This window comes from Fertoeibacter niger (assembly GCF_009380135.2).
Lineage (GTDB): Bacteria > Pseudomonadota > Alphaproteobacteria > Rhodobacterales > Rhodobacteraceae > Fertoeibacter > Fertoeibacter niger.
In genome coordinates, this window is record NZ_WHUT02000005.1 from 176981 (window position 1) to 199444 (window position 22464).

A 22464-nucleotide genomic window follows, 5' to 3' on the forward strand; every position below is an offset into this window, starting at 1 on the left:
ATGCGGGATTGTTTGGCAAAACCCGCCCCGGTTGTGCGTTTGCGGGCTTGAAGCGTCGCAATCGGGGTTGTCACGGCCCCGGTGCCAGTTCAGCCTTGCCCCATCCCGCCCGGAGAACCGGGCCACAGCAAAAGGGGCAAGGGACCAGTGAACACGATCATTGATTTTCTGAACACGGTGTTCTGGGGCTATGTGCTGATCTATGGCCTGCTGGCCGTGGGCGTCTATTTCACCGTCCGCCTGCGCTTCCAGCAGATCCTGCAATTCCGCGAGATGTTCCGCGTTGTTGTCGCCGCCCCTTCGACCGACACGCAGGGCATCTCGCCGTTTCAGGCGCTCTGCACCAGCCTTGCCAGCCGTGTGGGCACCGGCAACATCGCGGGCGTCGCCGTGGCGCTGTCACTCGGGGGCCCGGGCGCGATTTTCTGGATGTGGGTCGTGGCGCTGGTCGGCATGGCCACGGCCTATGCCGAATCCACCCTCGCCCAGCTTTACAAGGTGCAGGACAGCAGCGGCGAAAGCACGGTCTACCGTGGCGGCCCGGCCTTCTACATCTCCAGGGGGTTGGGTCTGCCTTGGCTGGGCGGCATCTTTTCGGTCTGCCTGATCATCTCTTTCGGGCTGGTGTTCAATGCCGTGCAGGCCAATTCCATCGCCGATGCGATGGTCGGCGCCTTTGGCATCCCGAAACTCGCCACCGGGCTGTTCCTGGCCGCACTGACCGCCGTGGTGATCTTTGGCGGCATCCGCAAGATTGCCAGCGTCGCCGAACTTGTGGTGCCCTTCATGGCGGGCATCTATCTGCTGGTCGCCTTGTTGGTGGTGGTGCTGAACATCACCGAGGTGCCGGGCATGCTGTGGACGATCATCGCCAATGCCTTCGGCTTTGCCGAGGCTGCGGGCGGTGTGGCGGGTGGCATGGCCGCTGCCATGCTGAACGGGGTGAAACGCGGGCTGTTCTCGAACGAGGCCGGCATGGGCTCGGCCCCCAACATCGCCGCAGCCGCCACCCCGGCACCGCATCACCCCTCCAGCCAGGGGCTGGTGCAGGCGCTTGGCGTGTTCATCGACACGATCCTGATCTGCACCTGCACCGCGATGATGATCCTTCTGTCAGACTCCTATGTTCCGGGGGGCGAGCTGACCGGCACGCAACTGACCCAGACGGCACTGGCCGACCATATCGGCAGCATCGGGCCGTATTTCATCGCCATTGCCATCTTCTTCTTCGCCTTTACCTCGATCATCGGCAACTATGCCTATTCCGAAATGGCGATGTCCTTCCTCGGGGTCGGCAACCGCACCGGGCTGATGGCGCTGCGCGTGATCGTGCTGGGCATGGTGATCTGGGGCGCGTTGCAGGCGGTGGCCACGGTGTTCAACCTTGCCGATGCCTCGATGGGGATGATGGCCACTATCAACCTGATCGCGATTGTCGCCCTGTCGGGCACGGTGGTGGTGCTGACGCGCAACTATTTCGACCAGCGCAAGGCGGGGGTGGAGCCGAAGTTCCACATCGCCGAACACCCCGGCATCGCCAAGGGCGTGGATGCCGGCATCTGGCGCTGACCCTTCGCGCCCGGCGGTTCACCCCGCCGGGCGCGGCATCCGCACATTTGCATCCGGCCCCCGTTGTGCTACCGACACATCGCACCTTGCCGGAGACGCATGATGGACGGTTTCGAAACCCTGAAGGGCAAATACCTTGGCGCGGTGGCTTCGGCCGCCTCGGAATCCGCGCTGGAAGAGGTGCGCCTTGCCGCCCTTGGCAAGAAGGGTGAGATCAGCGCACTGATGTCCACCCTGGGCAAGATGGACCCGGATCAGCGCAAGGCCACCGGCGCCGCGCTGAACATCCTGCGTGACGAGATTGACGCCGCCCTGCGCGCCAAGAAATCCGCCCTGGGTGATGCGGCCCTTGACGAACGCCTGCGCTCGGAATGGCTGGATGTCACCCTGCCCGGCCGCCCGCGCCGCATGGGCACCATCCATCCGGTTTCTCAGGTGATGGAAGAGCTGACCGCCATCTTCGCCGACATGGGTTTCGCCGTGGCCGAAGGCCCGCAGGTGGAATCCGACTGGTATAATTTCGATGCGCTGAACATCCCGCCCGAACACCCCGCGCGGCAGGAACATGACACGTTCTTCATGCACCGCGCGCCCGGCGACAACCGCCCGCCGCATGTGCTGCGCACCCATACCTCGCCGGTGCAGATCCGCGCGATGACCGAACAGGGAGCGCCGATCCGGGTGATCGCGCCGGGCCGCGTCTACCGCATGGACATGGACCAGACCCATACCCCGATGTTCCACCAGGTCGAGGGGCTGGCGATCGACCGCAATATCTCCATGGCCAACCTGAAATGGGTGCTGGAGGAATTCTGCCGCGCTTTCTTCGAGGTGCCTTCCGTCGAACTGCGCTTCCGCGCGTCACATTTCCCCTTCACCGAACCCTCGGCCGAAGTCGACATCCGCTGCTCCTGGACCGGCGGGCAGTTGAAGATCGGCGAGGGGGATTCATGGCTGGAGATTCTGGGTTCCGGCATGGTCCACCCAAAGGTGCTGACCGCGGCAGGGGTAGACCCGGCGCAATGGCAGGGCTTCGCCTTCGGCATGGGCATCGACCGGATTGCGATGCTGAAGTATGGTATTCCTGATCTGCGCGCATTTTTCGAATCGGATTTGAGGTGGCTGCGCCACTATGGTTTCGCAGCTTTAGACATGCCGGATTTGGCAGGGGGGTTGAGTGGGTAATGGATTGGGGGTCTGTGATCTTAGGTGTCATTACGCCGTTAGGAACCATAATCGCGGCAGTTCTGACCTACGCTTGGCAGAAAAAACAGGATCATAATCTCAAGATCGCGGATGAGAAGCGCAGGGTTTACGAAGAATGCTTGCGGGCATTTCCTGATCCGGTTGTTCTTTTGATGTCGGATCGACCAAATGCAATGAAACTGCAAGACATGTTAGGGGAGGCAAGCACCAAAGTTAGAAGTGTCCTCCAACTGTACGCAAACGTGAATGTCCTTAGCGCTGCAGCAAAATACTTGGTTTATTTTGGGTCAGATAGGCTTATTGAAGAAATGACTGAGGAAGACATTTCCGCGTTGGTGGATAAAATAGGGCAAGCTCAAAACGACTTGATCTTGGAAATGCGAAAAGATGTGATGCGTTCATCTTCATTGCTTGCAGCGTCTTTGGACAACCTTTCAGCAAGAGCATAAATACATTCTCAGACGACACAGTTATACGATCATATTGACCTTGAAATGTGCGCCCCCCCGCGCAGGTTCACGCACCACCCACCCTCAAATCCCCGCCCACCCTTTCGCCGCCTCTTTCAGATGGCCCAGGAAACTCTGCACCTTCAGCGTCCGATGCAAATCCACATGCGTCACGATCCACAGCGGCGCGTCCCATTCCGGGCGGGGGGGCATCACCTCGACCAGTTCGGGGTGATGCGCCGCCTGATAAGCCGAAACGAACCCGATCCCCGCCCCCGCCGTCACGCCATGAAACAGCGCCTGCGGTTCAGATGCGCGGAAGGTGACGCTGTCCGCCGGCACATTGTCACGCAGCCAGCGGTGGAACGGCGCACGGCTTTGCTCGTTGTCGGCCCCGACAAAGCGGTGGCCCGCGAAATCGCCCGGCCCTGCAGGCAGGCCATGCGCGGCCACATAGCCGCGTGACGCATAAAGCCCCGTGCGCATGCGGGCCAGGGGCTGCACCACATTGTCTGGCTCCTCCGGTGCCGCCCCGGCGCGGATCGCCACATGCGCCTCGCCATAATCCAGCCGGAACACCCGCAGATCGGTCAGAAACCGCACGATGATGCCCGGATGCGCCTCTTGAAACCCGGTCAGCATCGGGGTCAGCAGATCGGCCATGCCCGACACCGCCGTTACCACCAGTTCCCCCGCCACGGTTTCCCCCTGCCCCTTGATGCGGCTGGAGAGTTGGCTGAACTGCTCTTCGGTGGTCTGCGCCACTGTCAGCAGATCGCGCCCCGCCTCGGTCGGGGTATAGCCCCGCGCATGGCGCTGGAACAGCCGCGCACCCAGCCGTTTTTCCAGCGAATCAATATGCCGGATCACCGTGGCATGATGCACCCCCAGCACATCGGCAGCCCCCGATACCGTGCCCAGCCGGGCCACCTGAAAGGCGGTGCGAATCTCGTCCCAGGTCTCGATCGGCATCACTGGCCCCCTGCGCGCAAACATCTGTGCATTTTTGAACAACCTACCCGCAGCCCCGCCGAACTCAACCGCAAAATCCCGTGAGGCTTGACTCCCGCCAGCCACAGGCGTATCCGCAGCCCAATTCCCCCGGAGGCCCACGCTTCCGGTCCCGTCGCATTTGCGGGGATCGCCATCCGTCAGCGCGTTGCGCCCACGGGTGCCGTTGTCGTTTAGGTTGGCCCTTTCTATCTCGGGGGTCTGGTGCAGCAAGGCCGAAGGAGCAGGCATGTTCGAGAATCTGTCAGAGCGCCTTGGCGGCGTGTTCGACCGGCTGACGAAGCAGGGCGCGCTGACCGATGCCGACGTGGCCACCGCGCTGCGCGAAGTGCGCACCGCATTGCTGGAGGCTGACGTATCCCTGCCTGTGGCCCGCGACTTCGTGGCGCGGGTGCAGGCCAAGGCGGCGGGCCAGTCCGTCACCAAATCCATCACCCCCGGCCAGCAGGTCGTGAAAATCGTGCATGACGAGCTGATTGCCGTGCTGCGCGGTGACGGCCCGGCCGATGCGCTGAAGATCGACAACCCGCCCGCCACCCTGCTGATGGTCGGCCTGCAAGGCTCGGGGAAAACCACCACCACCGCCAAACTGGCGAAACGCCTGCACGAAAAGCAGGGCAAGCGCGTGCTGCTGGCCAGCCTCGATACCAACCGCCCGGCGGCGATGGAACAGCTGGCCATCCTGGGCTTGCAGATCGGCGTCGACTCACTCCCCATCGTCAAGGGTGAGACGGCGGTGCAGATCGCCCGCCGCGCCAAGACGCAGGCCGCCATGGGCGGCTATGACGTGCTGATGCTGGATACCGCCGGCCGCCTGCACATCGACGAAGTGCTGATGGCCGAGGTTCAGGCCGTGCGCGACATCGCACAGCCGCGCGAAACCCTGCTTGTCGTCGATGGCCTGACCGGGCAGGACGCGGTGAATGTGGCGACCGAGTTTGACGGCAAGGTCGGCATCACCGGCGTTGTCCTTACCCGGATGGACGGCGACGGTCGCGGCGGTGCTGCACTTTCCATGCGCGCCGTCACCGGCAAGCCGATCCGCTTTGTCGGCCTTGGCGAGAAGATGGACGCGCTGGAAACCTTCGAGCCGGAACGCGTCGCGGGCCGCATCCTCGGCATGGGCGACATTGTTGCCCTCGTCGAACGCGCGCAGGAAACCTTCGAGGCCGAACAGGCCGAACGCATGATGAAGCGGTTCCAGAAGGGGCTGTTCAACATGAACGACCTCAAGGGCCAGCTGGAACAGATGCTGAAAATGGGCGGCATGCAAAGCCTGATGGGCATGATGCCGGGCATGGGCAAGATGTCGAAAGCCGCCGAAGAGGCCGGGTTTGACGACAAGATGTTCCGCCACCAGATCGCGCTGATCAATTCCATGACCAAAAAGGAACGCGCAAACCCCGACCTGCTGGCCGCGAGCCGCAAGAAGCGCATCGCCAAGGGCGCGGGGCTGGATGTGGCCGATCTGAACAAGCTGATCAAACAGCACCGCCAGATGGCCGACATGATGAAGAAGATGGGCAAGGGCGGCATGATGAAGCAGGCCCTGAAACAGATGATGGGCGGAAAAGGTGGGGGCATGCCCGACCCCGGCCAGATGGACCCGGCCGCCATGGCCGCCGCCGCCGAGGCGATGAAGGGCAAGCTGCCCCCCGGTCTGGGTGGCATGGGCGGCCTGCCCAAGGGCCTGACCCTGCCCGCAGGCCTGTCGGGGCTGATGAAAAAGAAATGACAGCCCCCACCCTGCATACCGCGCGCCTGACGCTGCGCCCGCTTTGCATGGCCGATTATCCGGCCTTTGCCGCCTTCATGGCGTCGCCCCGGTCGGCGCATATGGGCGGCCCCTATGACACGTTCGGCACCTGGGCGCTGTTCTGCCACGATGCCGGGCAATGGGCGCTGTTCGGCCATGGTGGTCTGATGATCGACCTGACCGCCACGGGCGAAACCGTGGGCAGTGTCTGCCTCAGCCACGGGCCGCTGTTTCCCGAACCTGAACTGGGCTGGTTCCTTTACGATGGCCACGAGGGCAAGGGCTATGCCACCGAGGCGGCTACCGCCCTGCGCGACTGGGCCTTTGCCACATTGGGGCTGACCACCATGGTCAGCTATGTCGATCCGCCCAACCGCGCCTCGGCTGCCGTGGCCAAACGGCTGGGCGCCTCGCTTGACCCCGACGCCCCGCGCCAGCCGGGGGACGAGGGTGATCTGGTCTTCCGCCACCCCCGCCCGCAGGCCACCGCATGATCGCCCTTGCACCCACCCCGGTGCTGCACAGCGCGCGCCTGACCCTGCGCGCGCCGGTGGCCGCCGACTGGCCGCACTGGCGCGACTTTGCCGCATCCGACCGGGCGCGTTTCGTGGGCGGCCCGCTCCACGAGGATAAATCCTGGCGCGCCTTCTGCCATGTCATCGGCATGTGGGTGCTGCGCGGCTACGGCACCTTCGTGTTCCACGAAACAGGCTCTGACACGCCGCTGGGCATGTGCGGCCCCTGGCATCCGGTGGACTGGCCCGAGACTGAACTGGGCTGGACCCTCTGGCACCCCGAGGCCGAGGGCAAGGGCCTTGCCTTTGAGGCGGCCACCGCCACCCGTGACCACGCCTTCCGCGATCTGGGCTGGACCACCGCCGTCAGCTATATCGACCCGGCGAATGCCCGGTCCATCGCACTGGCCGAACGGCTGGGCGCACGCCTTGACCCGGCGGCGCTGCAGCCCGATCCGGGCAAGCCTTGCCTTGTCTACCGCCACCCGGCACCCGGAGGGCAGGCATGAAAGCCGCTTTCCCTCTGCATGCGATGTGCATCCCCCGTGCATCGGTTGTGCATCCCCCGAAACCGCCCCGGAGCCCCGCATGACCGACGCCGCCACCCGCGCCGCAGCCCTGCTGAAAGACCACCGTGACAGCATCGACCGGCTGGACGCGATCCTTGTCTACACCCTTGCCGAACGCTTCAAGCAGACGCAGGCGGTGGGGCGGCTGAAGGCCGAGCATGACCTGCCGCCCTCCGACCCCGACCGCGAGGCCCGCCAGATCGAACGGCTGGAATGGCTGTCGCAAGAGGCTGACCTCGACCCCGAGTTCGCCAAGAAATTCCTGACCTTCATCATCTCCGAAGTCATCAGGCATCACGAAATCCTGCAAAAATAACAGGGCCTTGCCCTATCCATACCCTAAAGGAGACTACCCCATGTCAATGAAAATCCGTCTGGCCCGCGGCGGCTCGAACAAGCGTCCGCACTATGCCATCGTGGCAACCGACAGCCGCATGCCGCGCGACGGCCGCTTTCTGGAAAAGCTGGGCACCTATAACCCGCTGCTGGCCAAAGACAGTGAAGACCGCGTGAAAATGGATGTGGAGCGTGTGCAATACTGGCTGGGCCAGGGCGCGCAACCCACTGATCGCGTTGCACGTTTTCTGGAATCCGCCGGTCTGAAGGCCAAAGTGGTTCGCAACAACCCCAAGGCCGCCGTCCCCGGCAAGCGCATGACCGAACTGGCCAAGAAAAAGGCCGCCCGCGCCGCAGCCCCCGCCGACGCGGAATAAGGCGCGGCGCTTTGGATGGCCGCTACTCCGCAGCCTTCCGGGCCGAGCTGACCGACCTGATGCGCTGGCGGCGCGACGTGCGCCGCTTTCGCACCGACCCCGTAGAGGCAGCGGTTCTGGACCGCTGCCTTTGCGCATTCGGGCTGGCCCCCTCGGTCGGCCTGTCCGAACCCTGGCGGGTGATCCGGGTCGAATCCCCCGCCGCCCGCGCCGCCGTTCTGGCAAATTTCGAGACGGCGAATGCCTCCGCACTTGCCAGATATGCCGATGAAAAGGCATCGCTTTACGCCAGCCTGAAACTCGCGGGCCTGCGTGAGGCCCCGGTGCAACTGGCCGTGTTCTGTGATGAGGCCACGCCCAAGGGCGCGGGGCTGGGTGCAGCCAGCATGCCCGAAACCCGGGCCTATTCGGTGGTGGGGGCCATCACCCTGCTCTGGCTGGCCGCGCGGGCCGAAGGGCTGGGGCTGGGCTGGGTGTCGATCCTCGATGCACCGCAACTGGCCCAAGACCTGAAAGCACCTGACGACTGGCGGCTGATCGGCTATCTGTGCCTTGGCTGGCCCGAAGCCTGCCACGACACCCCCGAACTGGAACGCGCCGGCTGGGAAAGCCGCGCCCCCGCCCTGTGGATGGAGACCCGCTGATGCCAACGGAAGCTGACCGCCTGTGTGTCGGGGCCATTGCCGGTTCCTGGGGGGTAAAGGGCGAGGTGCGGCTGAAATCCTTCTGCGCCGAGCCCGAGGCCATCGGCGACTACGGCCCGCTGACGACCGAGGATGGTGCGACCAGCTACAAGGTCACGCTGACCCGCCCGGTGGCGGGCGGCCTTGGCGCACGGCTGTCGGGCGTCACCACCAAGGAACAGGCCGATGCGCTGAAGGGTGTAAGCCTTTATGTCAGCAGGGAAAAGCTTCCGTCCCTGGGTGATGACGAATTCTACCACGCCGATCTGATCGGGCTTGAGGTGCGTGATACCGGCGGGGCCATGATCGGCAAGGTGCTGGCCGTGCACAACCACGGTGCCACAGACCTGCTGGAGATCATGGGCCCGGGCATGAAGGATTCGCTGCTGCTGCCCTTCACCCGCGCCATCGTGCCGACGGTCGATCTGGCGGCGGGCCGCATCGTGGCCGACCTGCCCGAAGGGCTGGACTGACCCCTTGCGCCGCCGTTGCACGGGCGGCACCATGGCCGGGCAGGTGAAACGGGGCGACGGATGAAAAGCAAACTCAGGCTGCTGATGGGCGCGACGGCCCTGCTGTATCTGGGGCCGCTGCTGGCGGGCCTTGGCGGCTTTGGCTGGGCCGTGGTGCCGGTGTTCACGCTGATCTTCGTGCTGTGGCTGATCGTGTTGCGCCCGCATCAATGGCCGCGCCGCCCGGCGGACTGGACAGTGCAGGTGGCGGTGGTCGCCGTCACGCAGGCGCTGGTGCAGGTGTTGCTGGTGGCAGTGTGTTTCGGCATCGGGCGCGGCATCGGCGGGGTTCTGGGGTTTTTGCCACCCTTTCCGATGATGCTGCCCATTGCCGTGTCCTTCCTGTCGATCCCGCTCTCGCGGCTGGTCTGGGATCCGTGGAAGGCGGCGGAGCTGGATCAGTTTCTGGATGATGCCATCCGCCAGATCAGCAACCCCGCCGACCGCCCCCGCAACCCCGAATGGCTGGACGCCGCCACCGCCCGCATCCTGGCCCTGCCCCCCGACACCAGCGACGCCGAGGCCGAGGCTGCCATCAACGCCCTGAAAGAGATGGACTATCCGGTGATGGACGCGCTGATCGCGGCGCTGGACAATGGCGGCCCCGCTGCCCATGCGGGGCGGCGCGGGCTGATCCTGTGGTCCACCGATCCGGCACGGGTGTTGGCGCAAAGGGGCCGCGAACTGCCCGAGGATGCGTTCAGCGTCACCTGGCTTGACCCCGCGCTGACCTGGCTGTTCCTGCGCCGCGCGCATCCGCTGATCGTGGCGCATCCCGAATTGTGGGCGGATTTCCCCGATTACAAGGAACTTCACTTTGCAATGGATGACAAGAACGACCCCGCGCTGAACGCGGCCCTGCGCGCCATGGCGGACGCCATCGTGCAGGCAACGCCCGAGCATCTGCGCGACGACGATTCCAACAGCATGACAGTCGGCGGCCACACCGGGGCATAGGTCCGTCCGGGTGCCGCCTTGAAAAACCCGCCGCTCATCTTTTCCCCGGGTCAGCCATCGCCTTGCCGTCAGCGAAAACCGCCCGCAAGGAAGGGATGAGCGTGCCCGCTGCCCCCTTCTCCCCGCCCGCAAATCCCGCTACACCCCCGCCCCATGAGTGATGAACCCGCAATATCCAAATCCCATGGCCGGCTGAGCATTTCAGCCTCGGTGAAACCGCGTGACCTGATGGCGGATGTGCGGGTGAAAGACGCTTGGCGGGCCAAGGTCATCACGCTGTTTCCCGATGCTTTTCCGGGCACGCTGGGCCTTTCGTTGACCGGCAAGGCGCTGGAGATGGGGCTTTGGGAGCTGGAGCCTATCGACCTGCGGCCCTTCGGCGAAGGGCGGCACCGCAATGTGGATGACAACCCAGCGGGCGGCGGTGCGGGCATGGTGCTGCGCGCCGATGTGGTGGCCCGCGCCTTGGACCACGCGGCAGAGGGCACACCGGATGACCGCGCGCAATGGCCGGTGGTCTACCTGTCGCCGCGGGGCGCGCCCTTCACTCAGGCCAAGGCGCAACAATGGGCGCAGGCCAAGGGCCTGACCCTGCTTTGTGGTCGGTTTGAAGGCGTGGACCAGCGGGTGATCGACCATTACGGCATTGAGGAAGTGTCGTTGGGCGATTTTGTCCTGACCGGGGGCGAGATTGCCGCACAGGCCTTGATTGACGCCACGGTCAGGCTTATACCCCGCGTGCTTGGGAATCATGTGTCCACCGAGGAGGAATCCTTCTCGGATGGGCTATTGGAGTTTCCGCAGTTTACGAAACCCGCAGTCTGGCAGGGACGCGCGATACCCGAAGTGCTTCAGTCGGGCCATCACGCGCATATCGCCTCCTGGCGGCGGGCCATGGCCGAAAGGCTGACAAAAGAACGCAGGCCTGACCTCTGGCGGACGTATTGTGCCACGCACGATAGGGATCCGAATGAAGACCGAGAGCTCTGAGGCGGCATCATTTCGGGGGCAAACCCTGAGCATAGCAAAGGACATGCGATGAACCTGATCGCACAGATCGAAGCCGAGCAGATTGCCGCGCTTGGCAAGACCATCCCGGATTTCAAGGCCGGCGATACCGTGAAAGTCGGCTACAAAGTGACCGAAGGCACCCGTTCGCGCGTGCAGGCCTATGAAGGCGTCTGCATCAGCCGCAAGGGCGGGGCGACCATTTCCGCCTCGTTCACCGTGCGCAAAATCTCGTTCGGCGAGGGTGTGGAGCGGGTTTTCCCGTTGTATTCCACCAACATCGACAGCATCGAGGTTGTGCGCCGTGGCCGCGTGCGCCGCGCGAAACTGTATTACCTGCGCACCCGTCGCGGCAAATCCGCCCGGATCGCCGAAGACACGACCTACAAGGCCAAAACCACTTCTGGCGCCAGCGCGTAAGGACCGGACCGATGAGAAAAGACATCCACCCCGATTATCACATGATCGACGTGAAAATGACCGACGGCACCGTGTTCCAGACCCGGACCACCTGGGGCAAGGCCGGCGACCAGATGGCGCTGGACATCGACCCCAGCGTGCACCCGGCCTGGACCGGCGGCACCGCCAAACTGATGGACACCGGCGGCCGTGTGTCGAAGTTCAAGAACAAATACGCCGGTCTGGGTTTCTGATCCCGACTGCCGCGCTTGCAAAACGCCGCCCCACCGGGCGGCGTTTTCATGTCCGGCGCAGCAGCGGGGCCATGGCCAGGCCCACCACCACACCGGCCAGATGCAGCTCCCACGCGAACTTGCCCGCCGTCAGCCACCAGAACAGCGCATTGGTTGCCAGCATCACCGCCAGCCACAGCAGCGGGGCCGCAATCGCCCGCGTGTCCTGCCACAGCCAGACCAGTGCCGCACCGCCCAGCACATAGATACCGCCCGACGCCCCCAGCATCGTGGCATAGGGGTCATCCACCAGCAGCGCATAGCCCAGTGCGGCCAGCGGCATGCCCGCCAGATACAGGGCCAAGAACCGCCACGGCCCGACCGACCGGATAGCATAGGCACCCAGCGGCACCAGAAACAGCAGGTTCACCCACAGATGCGCCCGGCTGACATGCACAAAGCCATGCGTCCAGAACATCAGGACGCGCTGCATCGGATAAATCTCCTCGCCTTCGGCCAGCAGCACGACCCAGAACTTGCCACCGCCCGCGATGGTCCAGGCCAGTTTGCGCCATTCGCGCGACCAGCCTTCCATCGCCGACAGGCCTTCATGCAGGCCGATGCAGGCCAGAACAATCACCGCCAATGGCACGTAGCGCAGCATCGGCACCCTCCTTCGGTTCAAGGCAACAGCACCCGCGCAGAATTCCGCTGTCAAGCCCTTCCCAAATCCCTGCGACCTTGCCATGAACCGGACTGACAGGCCGGGGATGGCCACCGGATTTTGCGGAAAGGGTGCCATGGCGCATATCATCATCGTGGGCAACGAAAAGGGCGGGTCGGGGAAATCGACCACCTGCATGCATGTGGGCACGGCGCTGGCGCGGCTGGGGTTTCGCGTGGGCGCGCTGGATCTGGACCTGCGGCAGAAAAGCTTCGGGCGGTATATCGAAAACCGCCGCGCCTATCTGGAGCGTTCGGGCCTGACCCTGCCCACCCCCGACTACCGCGACCTGCCCGAGGTGGAACCCGGCGCGCTGGCCGCGGGCGAGAATGCCTTTGACCACCGCCTGTCCTTGGCCGTGGCGGCGCTGGAGCCTGTGTCGGATTTCATCGTGATCGACTGCCCCGGGTCGCACACCCGGCTGTCACAGGTGGCGCACAGTCTGGCCGACACGCTGATCACCCCGCTGAACGACAGTTTCATCGACTTTGACCTGCTGGCGCGGGTGGACCCCGAGACGAACAAGGTCAAGGGCCCCTCGATCTATTCCGAAATGGTCTGGAACGCGCGGCAGTTGCGGGCGCAGGCGGGGCTGAAGCCGATCGACTGGATCGTGCTGCGCAACCGGCTGGGTGCCCAGCAGATGCACAACAAGAAAAAGGTTGGCGCGGCGCTGGAAGATTTGTCGAAACGCATTGGTTTCCGCGTTGCCCCCGGCTTTTCCGAACGGGTGATCTTCCGCGAATTGTTCCCGCGCGGGCTGACGCTGCTGGATCTGAAGGATACCGGGGTCGAGGGGTTGAACCTTTCAAACATCGCCGCGCGGCAAGAGGTGCGCGATCTGATGACCGAGCTGAAACTGCCGGGTGTCGTGCCGAATTTCTGAGCGCCGCAGCGGGGCTTGAGCCTGCCCCTTTCCCCGTGCCATCACTGGGCCAATGGGAGGGGATGCCATGCCTAACACTTTGTTCGACGCCCTGTTCGCGCCCTTGCAGGGCCGCCAGACCAGTCTGCTGACCCTGCCCGATGGGCAGCGGATCAGCGGCGATGCGTTTTACTGCATGCTGGCGCGGCAGGCCCATGCGCTGCGCGCTTCGGGGCTGGGGGCAGGCGACCGCATCGCGGTGCAGGTGGCCAAATCACCCGCTGCCCTTGCGACCTATGGCGCGGCACTGGCGCTGGGGGCGGTGTTCCTGCCGCTGAACACCGCCTATACCGCTGAAGAGGTGGATTATTTCATCGGCGATGCCACGCCGCGGCTGTTCCTGTGCGACCCGGCCCGGGCGCGCGCGCTTCAACCGGTCTGCGACCGCCACGGCGCGCACCTGCTGACCATGGATGCGGGCGGATCGGGGGATCTGGCCGATTTGGCGGCAGCGATGCCCGATCACATCACGGCGGCGGATCGCGGCCCGGATGATCTTGCGGCACTGCTTTACACCTCGGGGACCACGGGCCGGTCAAAGGGCGCGATGCTGAGCCATGGCAACCTGTTGTCGAATGCCGGGGTTCTGGCCGAACTGTGGCGTTTCACCGCCGGTGATGTGCTGCTGCACGCGCTGCCGGTGTTTCACACCCACGGGTTGTTCGTGGCCAGCAACACCGTGCTGCTGACCGGCGGGGCGATGATCTTTTTGCCCGGTTTCGATCTGGAGTCCGTGCTGAACCTGCTGCCGCAGGCCACGGCGATGATGGGGGTGCCCACATTCTACACCCGCCTGCTGGAGGATGCCCGGTTCGACCGGGCGCTTGTGGCGCATATGCGGCTGTTCGTGTCAGGCTCTGCGCCACTCTTGGCCGAAACGCATGCGGCGTTCGCTGCCCGCACCGGCCACCGGATTCTGGAACGCTATGGCATGACGGAAACCAACATGAACACCTCCAACCCCTATGACGGTGATCGTCGGGCCGGGACCGTGGGTTTTCCGCTGCCGGGGGTGGAATTGCGGATCATGGCGGACGGGGCCGAGGTGGTGCCGGGCGACGTGGGAATGATCGAGGTGCGCGGACCGAACGTGTTTCAAGGCTATTGGCAGATGCCGGAAAAGACGGCGGAAGAGCTGCGCCCCGATGGCTGGTTCATCACCGGCGATCTGGGCCGGGTGGACGGCGAAGGCTATGTGCAGATCGTCGGGCGGCAGAAGGATCTGGTGATCTCGGGCGGGTTCAACATCTATCCCAAAGAGGTGGAGCTGCTGCTGGATGCCGTGCCGGGCGTGGTGGAAAGCGCCGTGATCGGCCTGCCGCACCCGGATTTCGGCGAGGCGGTGTTTGCCGTGCTGGTGGCGCAGAAGGGTGCGGCGCTGGACGCCGGGGCTGCGCTGGACACGATCCGCGACCGGCTGGCCCGGTTCAAGCAGCCCAAGGCGGCGGTGGTGGTGGATGACCTGCCGCGCAACGCCATGGGCAAGGTGCAAAAGAATGTGCTGCGCGCGCAGTATAGCGGCTGGTTCGCCGGTTGAACGCGCCGGGGGTTTCACACCCCCGGACCCCCGTGGGATATTTTGATCTGGAAAGAGCGGGCCGAAAGGGCAGAATCTAGGGGGCGGGCGGCACGCTGTCGTCGGCCAGTTCCGCCGCAAGGAACCGCTCGAACGCCTCCAGATGCACCGGCTCGAACTGGCCGAAGCCCTGCATCCAGACCGAAGCGGCGCGCAGGGCGTCAGGCTCCAGCTTGCACCAGTTCACCCGGCCGCGCTTTTCCTGGGTGATCAGGCCAGCCTCGGCCAAGACCTGGAGGTGCTTGGAAATACCCGCCAGCGACATGGCGAATGGTGCCGCGACATCGGTCACGGCCATATCATCCTCCAGCAGCATCGCCAGTATGGCGCGGCGCGTGGGGTCGGCAAGGGCGGCGAATGTGGTGTCGAGCGGGTCTGTCATGTGGTCCGTTGTGCCGGGATGCACCGTGATCGTCAACCGCGGGGTTGAATATGCGGCGGTGACGGGCAGAGCGCGCGCCGCTGATGCTGGCGGGCAAGGCTAAACAATGTATCATGTTTTCAATGGCTTGAGAGCCATACTTGCGGCCACATCCTTGCTTGACTCCGCGCCCGCTGCTGCGTAGGTATCCCACGACTGTTGAAGGGACCAATCCTGATGTCGGATGACCCCGATCCTGAACGGCTTCGCGCGCTGGGTGCGCGGATTTCGCGGGTGAAGGGCACGGCAAAGGTGCGGACCGAGACGGGCAAGGGATTTTCGCAGGGCGAAGTTGGCTGGCGGATGGTGATCGAACTGGTGACCGGCATGTTGCTGGGCCTGTCGATCGGATACGGGTTGGACTGGGTGTTCGGCACGTTGCCCATCTTTCTGGTGATTTTCGCCATGCTGGGCTTCGGCGCCGGGGTAAAGACCATGCTGGGCACCGCCCGGCAGATGGCGGCGGAACAGGACAAGACAGCGGGCAAGCCCGCAGCGGGTGAAGGGGACTGAGGCGTGGCAACGGAAGCGGAAACCGGCGGATTTGCGATTCATCCGATGGATCAGTTCATCGTCAAGCCGTTGTTCGGCGACGGTCCCGTGCAGTGGTATACCGTCACCAACGTGACGCTGTGGCTGGCGCTGACGGTTCTGGCGATTGCCGCACTTCTTGTGCTGGGCACCAGCCGCCGGGCCATCGTGCCCTCGCGCAGCCAGTCGGTGGCCGAACTGCTTTACGGCTTTGTCTACAACATGGTGGAGGAAGTCACTGGCCATGACGGGGTGAAATATTTTCCCTATGTCATGACGCTGTTCCTGTTCATCCTGTTCGCCAACCTCTTGGGCCTGCTGCCGATGTCCTTCACCACCACCAGCCATGTTGCCGTGACGGTGACGCTGGCGCTGCTGGTGTTCGTGGGCGTGACCGTGCTGGGGTTCATCAAGAACGGCGTGGGCTTTCTGGGCATGTTCTGGGTCACATCGGCACCGCTGGCGCTGCGGCCCGTGCTTGCGGTGATCGAGGTGATTTCCTACTTTGTCCGCCCGGTCAGCCATTCCATCCGTCTTGCGGGCAACCTGATGGCCGGCCATGCCGTGATCAAGGTGTTCGCGGGCTTTGCCTCGATGGCGATCCTGTCGCCCGTGGCTATCGGTGCTGTCACCGCGATCTACGGGCTGGAACTGCTCGTGGCCGTGGTTCAGGCCTATGTTTTCACCATTCTGACCTGTGTGTATCTGCGTGACGCCGTGGGCGGCGCACATCACTGACGGTCGGTCTATCCCTCTCAGCCATTCCAACCAATAGGAGCACGACAATGGAAGGCGATATCGCAGAAATGGGCAAATACATCGGTGCAGGTCTGGCCGCTTTCGGTCTGGGCGGCGCTGGTATCGGTGTGGGCAACATCGCGGCAAACTTCCTTGCCGGTGCTCTGCGCAACCCGTCGGCTGCCCCCGGCCAGACTGCCAACCTGTTCGTCGGCATCGCTTTTGCCGAAGCACTGGGCATCTTCTCGTTCCTGATCGCCCTTCTGCTGATGTTCGCCGTCTGATCCTGACGGTGGATGAGCTTTCGGCCGGAGGGGTTTTTGCCCGTCCGGCCAAGTCTTTGAGGCCCGCAGGAGAGCGATATGGCGACCGAAACGCAAGAAGTGGCGGGCGGGGCTGAATCCGCAGGCATGCCGCAACTGGACATCACGACCTTCCCGAACCAGATCTTCTGGCTTCTGGTCACGCTGGTCGTCATCTATCTGATCCTGACCCGGGTGGCCTTGCCGCGCATCGGGGCGGTGCTGGCCGAACGCAAGGGAACGATCACCAATGATCTGGCCGCTGCGGAAGAGCTGAAGCAAAAGGCCGTGCAGGCCGAAAAGGCCTATAACGACGCGCTGGCACGGGCCCGCGCCGAGGCGGCCAAGATCGTGGCCGAGGCCAAGGCAGCCATTCAGGCAAATCTTGACGTGGAAATTGCCAAGGCCGATGCCGAGATCGGCGCGAAGGCGGCGGAATCGGAGCGGCTGATCGGTGAAATCCGCGCAACCGCGCTGGAGAACGTGACGCTAGTGGCGAACGAGGCGGCGGCGGATATCGTGGCGGCTTTCGGCGGTCATGCCGACACGGCAACCGTGACCGATGCTGTTTCCGCACGGCTGAAAGGGTAAGGCAATGAAAAAGCTGACCATTCTGGCGATGCTTGCGGCCTCGCCCGCGCTTGCGGCCGAGGGGCCGTTTGTCTCGCTGGCCAACACGAACTTCATCGTGCTGATCGCCTTTCTGATCTTTGTCGGCATCCTGCTTTATGCCGGCGTTCCGGGCAAGATCACCGGCCTGCTGGACGCGCGCGCGCGCCAGATCCGTGCCGATCTGGACGAGGCTCGTGCGCTGCGGGAAGAGGCCAAGACCATTCTGGCCTCTTACGAGCGCAAGCAGAAAGACGTGCAGGAACAGTCTGACCGTATCGTTGCCAATGCGCGTGACGAGGCGATGGCGGCTGCGGAACAGGCGAAAGCCGATCTGAAACTGTCGATCGCGCGGCGCATGGCGGCGGCGGAGGATCAGATCGCATCGGCCCAGGCATCGGCAGTGCGCGCGGTGCGCGAACAGGCCGTGGCCGTGGCTGTGGCTGCGGCGGGTGATGTGTTGAAGCGGCAGATGACGGCAGAGGCGGCGGCAGCGTCGATTGATGCGGCCATCGGTCAGGTGGATGCCAAGCTGCACTGAAGTTTGACTGAATGTGGATGAAACCCGGCCTTGCGCCGGGTTTTTTCTTTTTGGCGAGAGCTTTTGCAGCGCCACATCCAAAAATCCTCCTTAGGATTTTTCTCAAATTTCTTCCAAGAAATTTGGTGCCGACTGTGCTTGCATGTCAGCGGTTTTGTTCATGCTCCAGCCGCTGTTGTGCGATGGCCTCGTTGCGTGCGGCGCGCAGGCTTTCGGTCAGGGCCTGTTCCACATAGGTCATATGAGCCTCCACCGCCGCCCTTGCCGCACCGGGATCGCGGGCTTGCAGGGCGCTGTTGATGTTGCGGTGCTGGTCCAGCAGCAATTCGCGGGTGGTGCGCTGGCGGAACATCATCTGCCGGTTGTAGAACACCCCTTCGCGCAGCAGGTCATACATGGACCGCATCATGTGCAGCATGACGACGTTGTGGCTGGCCTCGATGATCGCCATGTGAAATGCGGCGTCCAGTGCGGCCTCGTCCGACGGGTCACGCTTGCCATGCGCCAGTTCCATCTTGCGGAATATCGCATCGACCACCTTCAGATCGGTATCCGACCCCATCCGCGCCGCGCGTTCCGCCGCCAGCCCCTCCATGTCGCGGCGAAAGGCGATATAGTCGAACACCGCCTCGTCATGGCTTGCGAACAACTGGATCAGCGCGGGGGCAAAGGCCGACCCCAGCACCTCGGCCACATAGACGCCCGCACCCGGGCGGCTGGCCAGCAGGCCCTGATCCTGCAACGCGGCTACGGCATCGCGCAGGCTGGGGCGCGACACGCCCAGCCGGTCGGCCAGATCACGTTCGGCGGGCAGGCGTTCGCCGGGGCGCAGGATGCCGCGCAGGATCAGCAATTCTATCTGCCGCGTCACGGTCTGCGACAGCTTTTCTGTCTGCACTTTCTGGAATGGCATCGCGTTCCCCCGATTGGTCAGATTCTATGACCACGGCACCGGATGCTCAACAGAAAAGGGCAGGCCCGGGGCCTGCCCTTTCACAACCGTCTTGGCGGTATCAGTTCGTCGGGCGGATGATTATATCCACGCGGCGGTTCTGCGCGCGGCCTTCGGGCGTCAGGTTCGATGCGATGGGCTGGTTTTCACCCGAGCCGAAGGCCTGCACCCGGCCAGCAGGCACGCCGCTGCTGCGCAGGGCGGCGGCGACGGCCAGTGCGCGGCGTTCCGACAGATCCTGGTTATAGGCGGCCTCACCCGTATTGTCGGTATGGCCGACGATCTGGATCGTGCTGTTCGGGTAATCCAGCAGGTTGCGGGAAACGGCCTGGATGTCGCGGGCCAGATCGGGGCGCAGGGCCGCGCTGTCAACGGCAAACAGGATGTCCTGCGGCATGCGCACGACCAGTTCCGACCCGGTGTTGGTCACAGTGACCTGATCGTTGCCGATGCTGCTGCGCAGGTCGGCGGCCTGTTTGTCCAGCGTGGCGCCGATGGCCCCGCCGATGGCCGCGCCGATCCCGGCACCCACCACGGCCTTGACCAGTTTGTCATCGCCCGAGGATGCGCCCAGAAGGCCGCCCAGCACCGCACCCGCCACAGCGCCGTTCTGCGCGCGCGGGCGGTCGCCTGCGGTGGGGGATTGCGGATCGACGCAACCGGCCAGTGCCAGCGCGCCCAAGAGGGAAAGGGTCAGGGGAGTCTTGAATGTCATGGTGCCGCCTCGTGATGTCGTTGGCGCCCGAATGGTGCGCAGCTTCTTATACCAACGCCGCGCGTGGCCCGAAAGTTCCGCGTTGCGATGCGCAGGTTCCCGCCCATCACGGCGCTGTGAGGTTACATCGGTGCCGAGGCGTCGCCGCGCGCCGCTTCCCATGCCAGCATGGCGCGCTTGACCGGCAGGCCCCAGTGATAGCCGCCAAGGCCGCCCGATTTGCGCAGGGCGCGGTGGCAGGGGATCAGCCAGCTGACCGGGTTGCGCCCCACCGCCGTGCCCACGGCACGCACGGCCTTGCTGTGGCCGATGCTGCCCGCGATTTCGGAATAGGTGGTGACATGGCCCGAGGGCACGCGCAGCAGCGCCTCCCACACCTTGATCTGGAATGGTGCGCCGATCATGTGCAGGCGTGTCTCGCCCTGCCCGCCAAAGGCGGCTGCAACCAGCGGTTCGACAGCCGCAGCATCCTGAAGGTAGGTCGCGGCCGGCCAGCGGCCCCGCATGTCGGCCATGGCCGCGTCAAACCCGGTTTCGCCGGTAAAGGCCATGCCGCAGATGCCCCGGTCGGTGGCCATCACCAGCGCCTCGCCGAAGGGCGAGGGGAACAGCCCCCAGCGGATCACCAGCCCCGCCCCGCCCTGCGCATAGTCACCCGGGCTCATCGCCTCCCACCGCAGGAACAGGTCATGCAGCCGCCCGCCGCCAGACAGGCCGGTGTTCAGCGCCGTGTCCAGCACGGTAAAGCGTTCGGCCAACAGGCGGCGGGCGTGATCCAGCGTCAGATATTGCTGATAGCGTTTCGGGCTGACCCCCACCCATTGCGAGAACACCCGCTGGAAATGCGCCGCGCTCATCCCCATCTGGCCCGCCAGCGCATCCAGCGTCAGGCCGGGGCCGCCCTTGTCGATCAGATCCAGCGCGCGGGCGATCACCGCGTAATGATAGGCTGGGCGGGCTTCGGTCAGGCTTTGGGCATCGTCGGGCATGTTGCGGCTCCTTTGGCAGCAAGATAGCCGCTGCGGCCCGGTGCCGCGACCCGAAAGCTGCGGCTTTGCTTGCGGCAGGGCGCGGGCTTTGCCATAGCTGCACCCATGGCCACACAGCTTTCCTATCACATGATCCACCAGATTTTCAGCCGCTTTCACGCGTTGGAGGCTACGCCGAAGGGCGAGCTGGACCATGTGAATGCCTATACGCTGCTGGTGGCGGTGGCGTTGTCGGCGCAGGCCACCGATGTGGGGGTGAACCGTGCCACCCGCGCGCTGTTTGCGCAGGTGCAGACCCCGCAACAGATGCTGGATCTGGGCGAGGAAGGGCTGATCGCGCATATCCGCACCATCGGCCTGTTCCGCAACAAGGCGAAAAACGTCATCCGCCTTTCCCGCATTCTGGTGGACGATTACGCGGGCGAAGTGCCCTCGTCCCGCGCGGCGCTGCAATCCTTGCCCGGCGTGGGGCGCAAGACGGCGAATGTTGTGCTCCAGATGTGGTTCGGCCTGCCCGCCCATGCTGTCGATACCCATGTGTTCCGGGTGGGCAACCGCACCGGCATCGCACCCGGCAAGGATGTAGAGGTGGTCGAACGCGCGCTGGAAGATCACATCCCCGCCCCGTTCCAGCAGCACGCGCATCACTGGCTAATTCTGCACGGGCGGTATATCTGCACCGCGCGAAACCCCAAATGCGGCATCTGCCCGATCCGCGATCTGTGCCCCTTCGAGGAAAAAACTGCATGAAGAAATTTCAGGTCGTCGGCATCGGCAATGCCATGGTGGATGTGCTGGCCACGGCAGACGAGGCGTTTCTGGCCGCAAATGGCATCGGCAAGGGCATCATGCAGTTGATCGACATGCCGCGCGCCGTTGACCTTTATTCGCGCATCGGCCCGGCCAAGGAAATTTCCGGCGGGTCGGCAGCCAATACCATCGCGGGGATTGCCCAGTTGGGCGGGCGCACCGCCTATGTGGGCAAGGTGAAGGATGACCAGCTGGGCGCGATCTTTGCCCATGACCTGCGGGCGCAGGGGGCGGTGTATGAAACGCCGCTGGCACCCAAGAACGCCGACCACGAAACAGGGCGCTGCATCATCCTGGTGACGGAGGATGGAGAGCGGTCGATGAACACCTATCTGGGGTGGTCGGAATTCCTGACACCGCAGGACATCTTTGAAGACCAGATGGCGGCGGCGGAGTGGATCTATCTGGAAGGCTACCGTTTCGACGGCCCGGCCAGCCACGAGGCTTTTGCCAAGGCCATCAGTGCCTGCAAGGGCGCGGGCGGGCAGGTGTCTGTCACCCTGTCGGACCCGTTCTGCGTGGAACGCCACCGCGACGCCTTTCGCCGGATGATCCGCGATGACGTTGACCTGCTGTTCGCCAACCGGGCGGAACTGTGCTCGATGTATCAGACCGATGACTTTGCCGCAGCGATGCAGGCCGCCAGCGCCGAGGTGGGCATTGTGGCCTGCACCGAGGGCGAACATGGCGCGCATATCCTGTCGGGCGGGCAGCGCTGGCATGTGCCGTCGGTGGCGACCAGAATCGTCGATGCCACCGGCGCGGGCGATCTGTTTGCGGGCGCGGTGTTGTGGGGCATCACCCATGGGCATGATCTGGAAACGGCGGGGCGCATGGGCTGCATCGCCGCGTCGGAAGTGATCAGCCATGTTGGCGCGCGCCCCGAGGCTGATCTGCGCCGCCTGTTTGCCCAGCACGGCGTTTTTTGACGGCCCTTGCGGCAGGAAACTTCGTGTTAACCCGCCGCAGGTCATAAGGGGCTGGCGAGGTTGTGCAATCAACCGCAGGGCCAACGCGCGGGGCAGAAGGCCCGTCCGGGAAATTGACTGTT

The 22464-nt window shown here is 64.4% G+C and carries 29 protein-coding genes; 23 read left to right on the forward strand and 6 right to left on the reverse strand.

Annotation, left to right across the window (positions count from 1 at the left end):
- Positions 1-147 precede the first annotated feature (147 nt).
- The 3 genes from GEU84_RS10400 (at position 148) to GEU84_RS10410 (ending at position 3224) form a co-directional block, all read left to right on the forward strand.
- Positions 148-1569 carry an amino acid carrier protein gene (locus tag GEU84_RS10400; RefSeq protein WP_174539762.1) on the forward strand — a complete coding sequence of 474 codons (1422 nt, stop codon included), beginning with the start codon at positions 148-150 and terminating at the stop codon, positions 1567-1569.
- Between the two features lie 102 nt (positions 1570-1671).
- On the forward strand, positions 1672-2754 hold the full coding sequence (pheS, locus tag GEU84_RS10405; RefSeq protein ID WP_152826456.1) for a phenylalanine--tRNA ligase subunit alpha: 1083 nt from the start codon (positions 1672-1674) through the stop codon (positions 2752-2754).
- On the forward strand, positions 2754-3224 hold the full coding sequence (locus tag GEU84_RS10410) for a hypothetical protein (protein ID WP_152826150.1): 471 nt from the start codon (positions 2754-2756) through the stop codon (positions 3222-3224). The genes pheS and GEU84_RS10410 overlap by 1 nt, the downstream gene beginning before the upstream one ends.
- A gap of 84 nt (positions 3225-3308) precedes the next feature.
- Here the strand turns inward: GEU84_RS10410 and GEU84_RS10415 are convergent, their stop codons facing one another.
- The gene (locus GEU84_RS10415) at positions 3309-4196 is read right to left on the reverse strand and encodes a LysR family transcriptional regulator (RefSeq protein WP_152826152.1); all 888 of its coding nucleotides are present in this window, start codon (positions 4194-4196) and stop codon (positions 3309-3311) included.
- A 268-nt stretch (positions 4197-4464) separates the two neighbouring features.
- Between GEU84_RS10415 and ffh the strand changes: the two genes are divergently transcribed.
- From ffh to rpmE, 11 genes are all read left to right on the forward strand, one after another.
- A complete protein-coding gene (gene ffh, locus GEU84_RS10420) occupies positions 4465-5970 on the forward strand; it encodes a signal recognition particle protein (protein ID WP_152826154.1) in 1506 nt (501 codons plus the stop codon).
- Positions 5967-6485: a GNAT family N-acetyltransferase gene (locus GEU84_RS10425; RefSeq protein ID WP_152826155.1), complete on the forward strand. Its 519-nt coding sequence runs from the start codon at positions 5967-5969 to the stop codon at positions 6483-6485. The genes ffh and GEU84_RS10425 overlap by 4 nt, the downstream gene beginning before the upstream one ends.
- A complete protein-coding gene (locus GEU84_RS10430) occupies positions 6482-7015 on the forward strand; it encodes a GNAT family N-acetyltransferase (protein ID WP_152826157.1) in 534 nt (177 codons plus the stop codon). The genes GEU84_RS10425 and GEU84_RS10430 overlap by 4 nt, the downstream gene beginning before the upstream one ends.
- Before the next feature lie 79 nt (positions 7016-7094).
- Positions 7095-7391: a chorismate mutase gene (locus GEU84_RS10435; protein ID WP_152826159.1), complete on the forward strand. Its 297-nt coding sequence runs from the start codon at positions 7095-7097 to the stop codon at positions 7389-7391.
- A 40-nt stretch (positions 7392-7431) separates the two neighbouring features.
- Positions 7432-7788 carry a 30S ribosomal protein S16 gene (rpsP, locus tag GEU84_RS10440; RefSeq protein WP_152826161.1) on the forward strand — a complete coding sequence of 119 codons (357 nt, stop codon included), beginning with the start codon at positions 7432-7434 and terminating at the stop codon, positions 7786-7788.
- A 59-nt stretch (positions 7789-7847) separates the two neighbouring features.
- Positions 7848-8432: a 5,6-dimethylbenzimidazole synthase gene (gene bluB, locus GEU84_RS10445; RefSeq protein ID WP_241427653.1), complete on the forward strand. Its 585-nt coding sequence runs from the start codon at positions 7848-7850 to the stop codon at positions 8430-8432.
- Entirely contained in the window at positions 8432-8944 is a 513-nt protein-coding gene (gene rimM, locus GEU84_RS10450; protein WP_152826165.1) for a ribosome maturation factor RimM, read from the forward strand. Before bluB ends, rimM begins: the two co-directional genes overlap by 1 nt.
- Before the next feature lie 60 nt (positions 8945-9004).
- The gene (locus GEU84_RS10455; RefSeq protein WP_152826167.1) at positions 9005-9940 is read left to right on the forward strand and encodes a hypothetical protein; all 936 of its coding nucleotides are present in this window, start codon (positions 9005-9007) and stop codon (positions 9938-9940) included.
- 153 nt (positions 9941-10093) lie between these two features.
- On the forward strand, positions 10094-10930 hold the full coding sequence (gene trmD / locus GEU84_RS10460; protein ID WP_152826169.1) for a tRNA (guanosine(37)-N1)-methyltransferase TrmD: 837 nt from the start codon (positions 10094-10096) through the stop codon (positions 10928-10930).
- Positions 10931-10978: 48 nt separating this feature from the next.
- Positions 10979-11368: a 50S ribosomal protein L19 gene (rplS, locus tag GEU84_RS10465; protein ID WP_152826171.1), complete on the forward strand. Its 390-nt coding sequence runs from the start codon at positions 10979-10981 to the stop codon at positions 11366-11368.
- Positions 11369-11379: 11 nt separating this feature from the next.
- Positions 11380-11601: a 50S ribosomal protein L31 gene (gene rpmE / locus GEU84_RS10470; RefSeq protein ID WP_152826173.1), complete on the forward strand. Its 222-nt coding sequence runs from the start codon at positions 11380-11382 to the stop codon at positions 11599-11601.
- 46 nt (positions 11602-11647) lie between these two features.
- Here rpmE and GEU84_RS10475 read toward each other — a convergent pair whose 3' ends face one another.
- Complete coding sequence (locus GEU84_RS10475; RefSeq protein WP_174539763.1) at positions 11648-12244, reverse strand: rhomboid family intramembrane serine protease; 597 nt, start codon at positions 12242-12244, stop codon at positions 11648-11650.
- Positions 12245-12380: 136 nt separating this feature from the next.
- Between GEU84_RS10475 and GEU84_RS10480 the strand changes: the two genes are divergently transcribed.
- Positions 12381-13190, forward strand: a complete 810-nt coding sequence (locus GEU84_RS10480) for a division plane positioning ATPase MipZ (protein WP_152826177.1) — start codon at positions 12381-12383, stop codon at positions 13188-13190.
- A gap of 67 nt (positions 13191-13257) precedes the next feature.
- Complete coding sequence (locus GEU84_RS10485) at positions 13258-14766, forward strand: malonate--CoA ligase (protein ID WP_152826179.1); 1509 nt, start codon at positions 13258-13260, stop codon at positions 14764-14766.
- 76 nt (positions 14767-14842) lie between these two features.
- On the opposite strand, the gene GEU84_RS10490 is transcribed toward GEU84_RS10485, so the two are convergent.
- Positions 14843-15187: an ArsR/SmtB family transcription factor gene (locus GEU84_RS10490; protein ID WP_152826181.1), complete on the reverse strand. Its 345-nt coding sequence runs from the start codon at positions 15185-15187 to the stop codon at positions 14843-14845.
- 216 nt (positions 15188-15403) lie between these two features.
- Between GEU84_RS10490 and GEU84_RS10495 the strand changes: the two genes are divergently transcribed.
- The 5 genes from GEU84_RS10495 (at position 15404) to GEU84_RS10515 (ending at position 17947) form a co-directional block, all read left to right on the forward strand.
- On the forward strand, positions 15404-15739 hold the full coding sequence (locus GEU84_RS10495; RefSeq protein ID WP_152826183.1) for an AtpZ/AtpI family protein: 336 nt from the start codon (positions 15404-15406) through the stop codon (positions 15737-15739).
- A 3-nt stretch (positions 15740-15742) separates the two neighbouring features.
- Entirely contained in the window at positions 15743-16495 is a 753-nt protein-coding gene (locus tag GEU84_RS10500) for a F0F1 ATP synthase subunit A (protein WP_174539764.1), read from the forward strand.
- A 47-nt stretch (positions 16496-16542) separates the two neighbouring features.
- Positions 16543-16779: a F0F1 ATP synthase subunit C gene (locus tag GEU84_RS10505; RefSeq protein ID WP_152826185.1), complete on the forward strand. Its 237-nt coding sequence runs from the start codon at positions 16543-16545 to the stop codon at positions 16777-16779.
- 78 nt (positions 16780-16857) lie between these two features.
- A complete protein-coding gene (locus tag GEU84_RS10510) occupies positions 16858-17388 on the forward strand; it encodes a F0F1 ATP synthase subunit B' (protein ID WP_152826187.1) in 531 nt (176 codons plus the stop codon).
- A gap of 4 nt (positions 17389-17392) precedes the next feature.
- Positions 17393-17947: a F0F1 ATP synthase subunit B gene (locus tag GEU84_RS10515; RefSeq protein WP_152826189.1), complete on the forward strand. Its 555-nt coding sequence runs from the start codon at positions 17393-17395 to the stop codon at positions 17945-17947.
- 145 nt (positions 17948-18092) lie between these two features.
- Here GEU84_RS10515 and GEU84_RS10520 read toward each other — a convergent pair whose 3' ends face one another.
- The 3 genes from GEU84_RS10520 to GEU84_RS10530 all read right to left on the reverse strand — a co-directional run bounded on the left by GEU84_RS10520 (position 18093) and on the right by GEU84_RS10530 (position 20603).
- Entirely contained in the window at positions 18093-18860 is a 768-nt protein-coding gene (locus GEU84_RS10520; protein ID WP_152826191.1) for a FadR/GntR family transcriptional regulator, read from the reverse strand.
- Positions 18861-18960: 100 nt separating this feature from the next.
- Positions 18961-19614, reverse strand: a complete 654-nt coding sequence (locus GEU84_RS10525) for a YiaD family glycine zipper/OmpA-like lipoprotein (RefSeq protein WP_152826194.1) — start codon at positions 19612-19614, stop codon at positions 18961-18963.
- 122 nt (positions 19615-19736) lie between these two features.
- On the reverse strand, positions 19737-20603 hold the full coding sequence (locus tag GEU84_RS10530; protein ID WP_152826195.1) for a methylated-DNA--[protein]-cysteine S-methyltransferase: 867 nt from the start codon (positions 20601-20603) through the stop codon (positions 19737-19739).
- Between the two features lie 105 nt (positions 20604-20708).
- Between GEU84_RS10530 and nth the strand changes: the two genes are divergently transcribed.
- Positions 20709-21353 (forward strand): endonuclease III, encoded by a 645-nt coding sequence (gene nth, locus GEU84_RS10535; RefSeq protein WP_152826197.1) that lies wholly within the window; start codon positions 20709-20711, stop codon positions 21351-21353.
- A complete protein-coding gene (locus GEU84_RS10540) occupies positions 21350-22342 on the forward strand; it encodes an adenosine kinase (protein ID WP_152826199.1) in 993 nt (330 codons plus the stop codon). The genes nth and GEU84_RS10540 overlap by 4 nt, the downstream gene beginning before the upstream one ends.
- Positions 22343-22464: the final 122 nt, after the last annotated feature.

Bases quoted from the DNA above. Each gene is read 5' to 3' on its own strand.
- pheS (WP_152826456.1), top strand. From the start codon at position 1,672: ATGGACGGTTTCGAAACCCTGAAGGGCAAATACCTTGGCGCGGTGGCT.
- GEU84_RS10410 (WP_152826150.1), top strand. From the start codon at position 2,754: ATGGATTGGGGGTCTGTGATCTTAGGTGTCATTACGCCGTTAGGAACC.
- GEU84_RS10415 (WP_152826152.1), bottom strand. From the start codon at position 4,196: ATGCCGATCGAGACCTGGGACGAGATTCGCACCGCCTTTCAGGTGGCC.
- ffh (WP_152826154.1), top strand. From the start codon at position 4,465: ATGTTCGAGAATCTGTCAGAGCGCCTTGGCGGCGTGTTCGACCGGCTG.
- GEU84_RS10425 (WP_152826155.1), top strand. From the start codon at position 5,967: ATGACAGCCCCCACCCTGCATACCGCGCGCCTGACGCTGCGCCCGCTT.
- GEU84_RS10430 (WP_152826157.1), top strand. From the start codon at position 6,482: ATGATCGCCCTTGCACCCACCCCGGTGCTGCACAGCGCGCGCCTGACC.
- GEU84_RS10435 (WP_152826159.1), top strand. From the start codon at position 7,095: ATGACCGACGCCGCCACCCGCGCCGCAGCCCTGCTGAAAGACCACCGT.
- rpsP (WP_152826161.1), top strand. From the start codon at position 7,432: ATGTCAATGAAAATCCGTCTGGCCCGCGGCGGCTCGAACAAGCGTCCG.
- bluB (WP_241427653.1), top strand. From the start codon at position 7,848: ATGCGCTGGCGGCGCGACGTGCGCCGCTTTCGCACCGACCCCGTAGAG.
- rimM (WP_152826165.1), top strand. From the start codon at position 8,432: ATGCCAACGGAAGCTGACCGCCTGTGTGTCGGGGCCATTGCCGGTTCC.
- GEU84_RS10455 (WP_152826167.1), top strand. From the start codon at position 9,005: ATGAAAAGCAAACTCAGGCTGCTGATGGGCGCGACGGCCCTGCTGTAT.
- trmD (WP_152826169.1), top strand. From the start codon at position 10,094: ATGAGTGATGAACCCGCAATATCCAAATCCCATGGCCGGCTGAGCATT.
- rplS (WP_152826171.1), top strand. From the start codon at position 10,979: ATGAACCTGATCGCACAGATCGAAGCCGAGCAGATTGCCGCGCTTGGC.
- rpmE (WP_152826173.1), top strand. From the start codon at position 11,380: ATGAGAAAAGACATCCACCCCGATTATCACATGATCGACGTGAAAATG.
- GEU84_RS10475 (WP_174539763.1), bottom strand. From the start codon at position 12,244: ATGCTGCGCTACGTGCCATTGGCGGTGATTGTTCTGGCCTGCATCGGC.
- GEU84_RS10480 (WP_152826177.1), top strand. From the start codon at position 12,381: ATGGCGCATATCATCATCGTGGGCAACGAAAAGGGCGGGTCGGGGAAA.
- GEU84_RS10485 (WP_152826179.1), top strand. From the start codon at position 13,258: ATGCCTAACACTTTGTTCGACGCCCTGTTCGCGCCCTTGCAGGGCCGC.
- GEU84_RS10490 (WP_152826181.1), bottom strand. From the start codon at position 15,187: ATGACAGACCCGCTCGACACCACATTCGCCGCCCTTGCCGACCCCACG.
- GEU84_RS10495 (WP_152826183.1), top strand. From the start codon at position 15,404: ATGTCGGATGACCCCGATCCTGAACGGCTTCGCGCGCTGGGTGCGCGG.
- GEU84_RS10505 (WP_152826185.1), top strand. From the start codon at position 16,543: ATGGAAGGCGATATCGCAGAAATGGGCAAATACATCGGTGCAGGTCTG.
- GEU84_RS10510 (WP_152826187.1), top strand. From the start codon at position 16,858: ATGGCGACCGAAACGCAAGAAGTGGCGGGCGGGGCTGAATCCGCAGGC.
- GEU84_RS10515 (WP_152826189.1), top strand. From the start codon at position 17,393: ATGAAAAAGCTGACCATTCTGGCGATGCTTGCGGCCTCGCCCGCGCTT.
- GEU84_RS10520 (WP_152826191.1), bottom strand. From the start codon at position 18,860: ATGCCATTCCAGAAAGTGCAGACAGAAAAGCTGTCGCAGACCGTGACG.
- GEU84_RS10525 (WP_152826194.1), bottom strand. From the start codon at position 19,614: ATGACATTCAAGACTCCCCTGACCCTTTCCCTCTTGGGCGCGCTGGCA.
- GEU84_RS10530 (WP_152826195.1), bottom strand. From the start codon at position 20,603: ATGCCCGACGATGCCCAAAGCCTGACCGAAGCCCGCCCAGCCTATCAT.
- nth (WP_152826197.1), top strand. From the start codon at position 20,709: ATGGCCACACAGCTTTCCTATCACATGATCCACCAGATTTTCAGCCGC.
- GEU84_RS10540 (WP_152826199.1), top strand. From the start codon at position 21,350: ATGAAGAAATTTCAGGTCGTCGGCATCGGCAATGCCATGGTGGATGTG.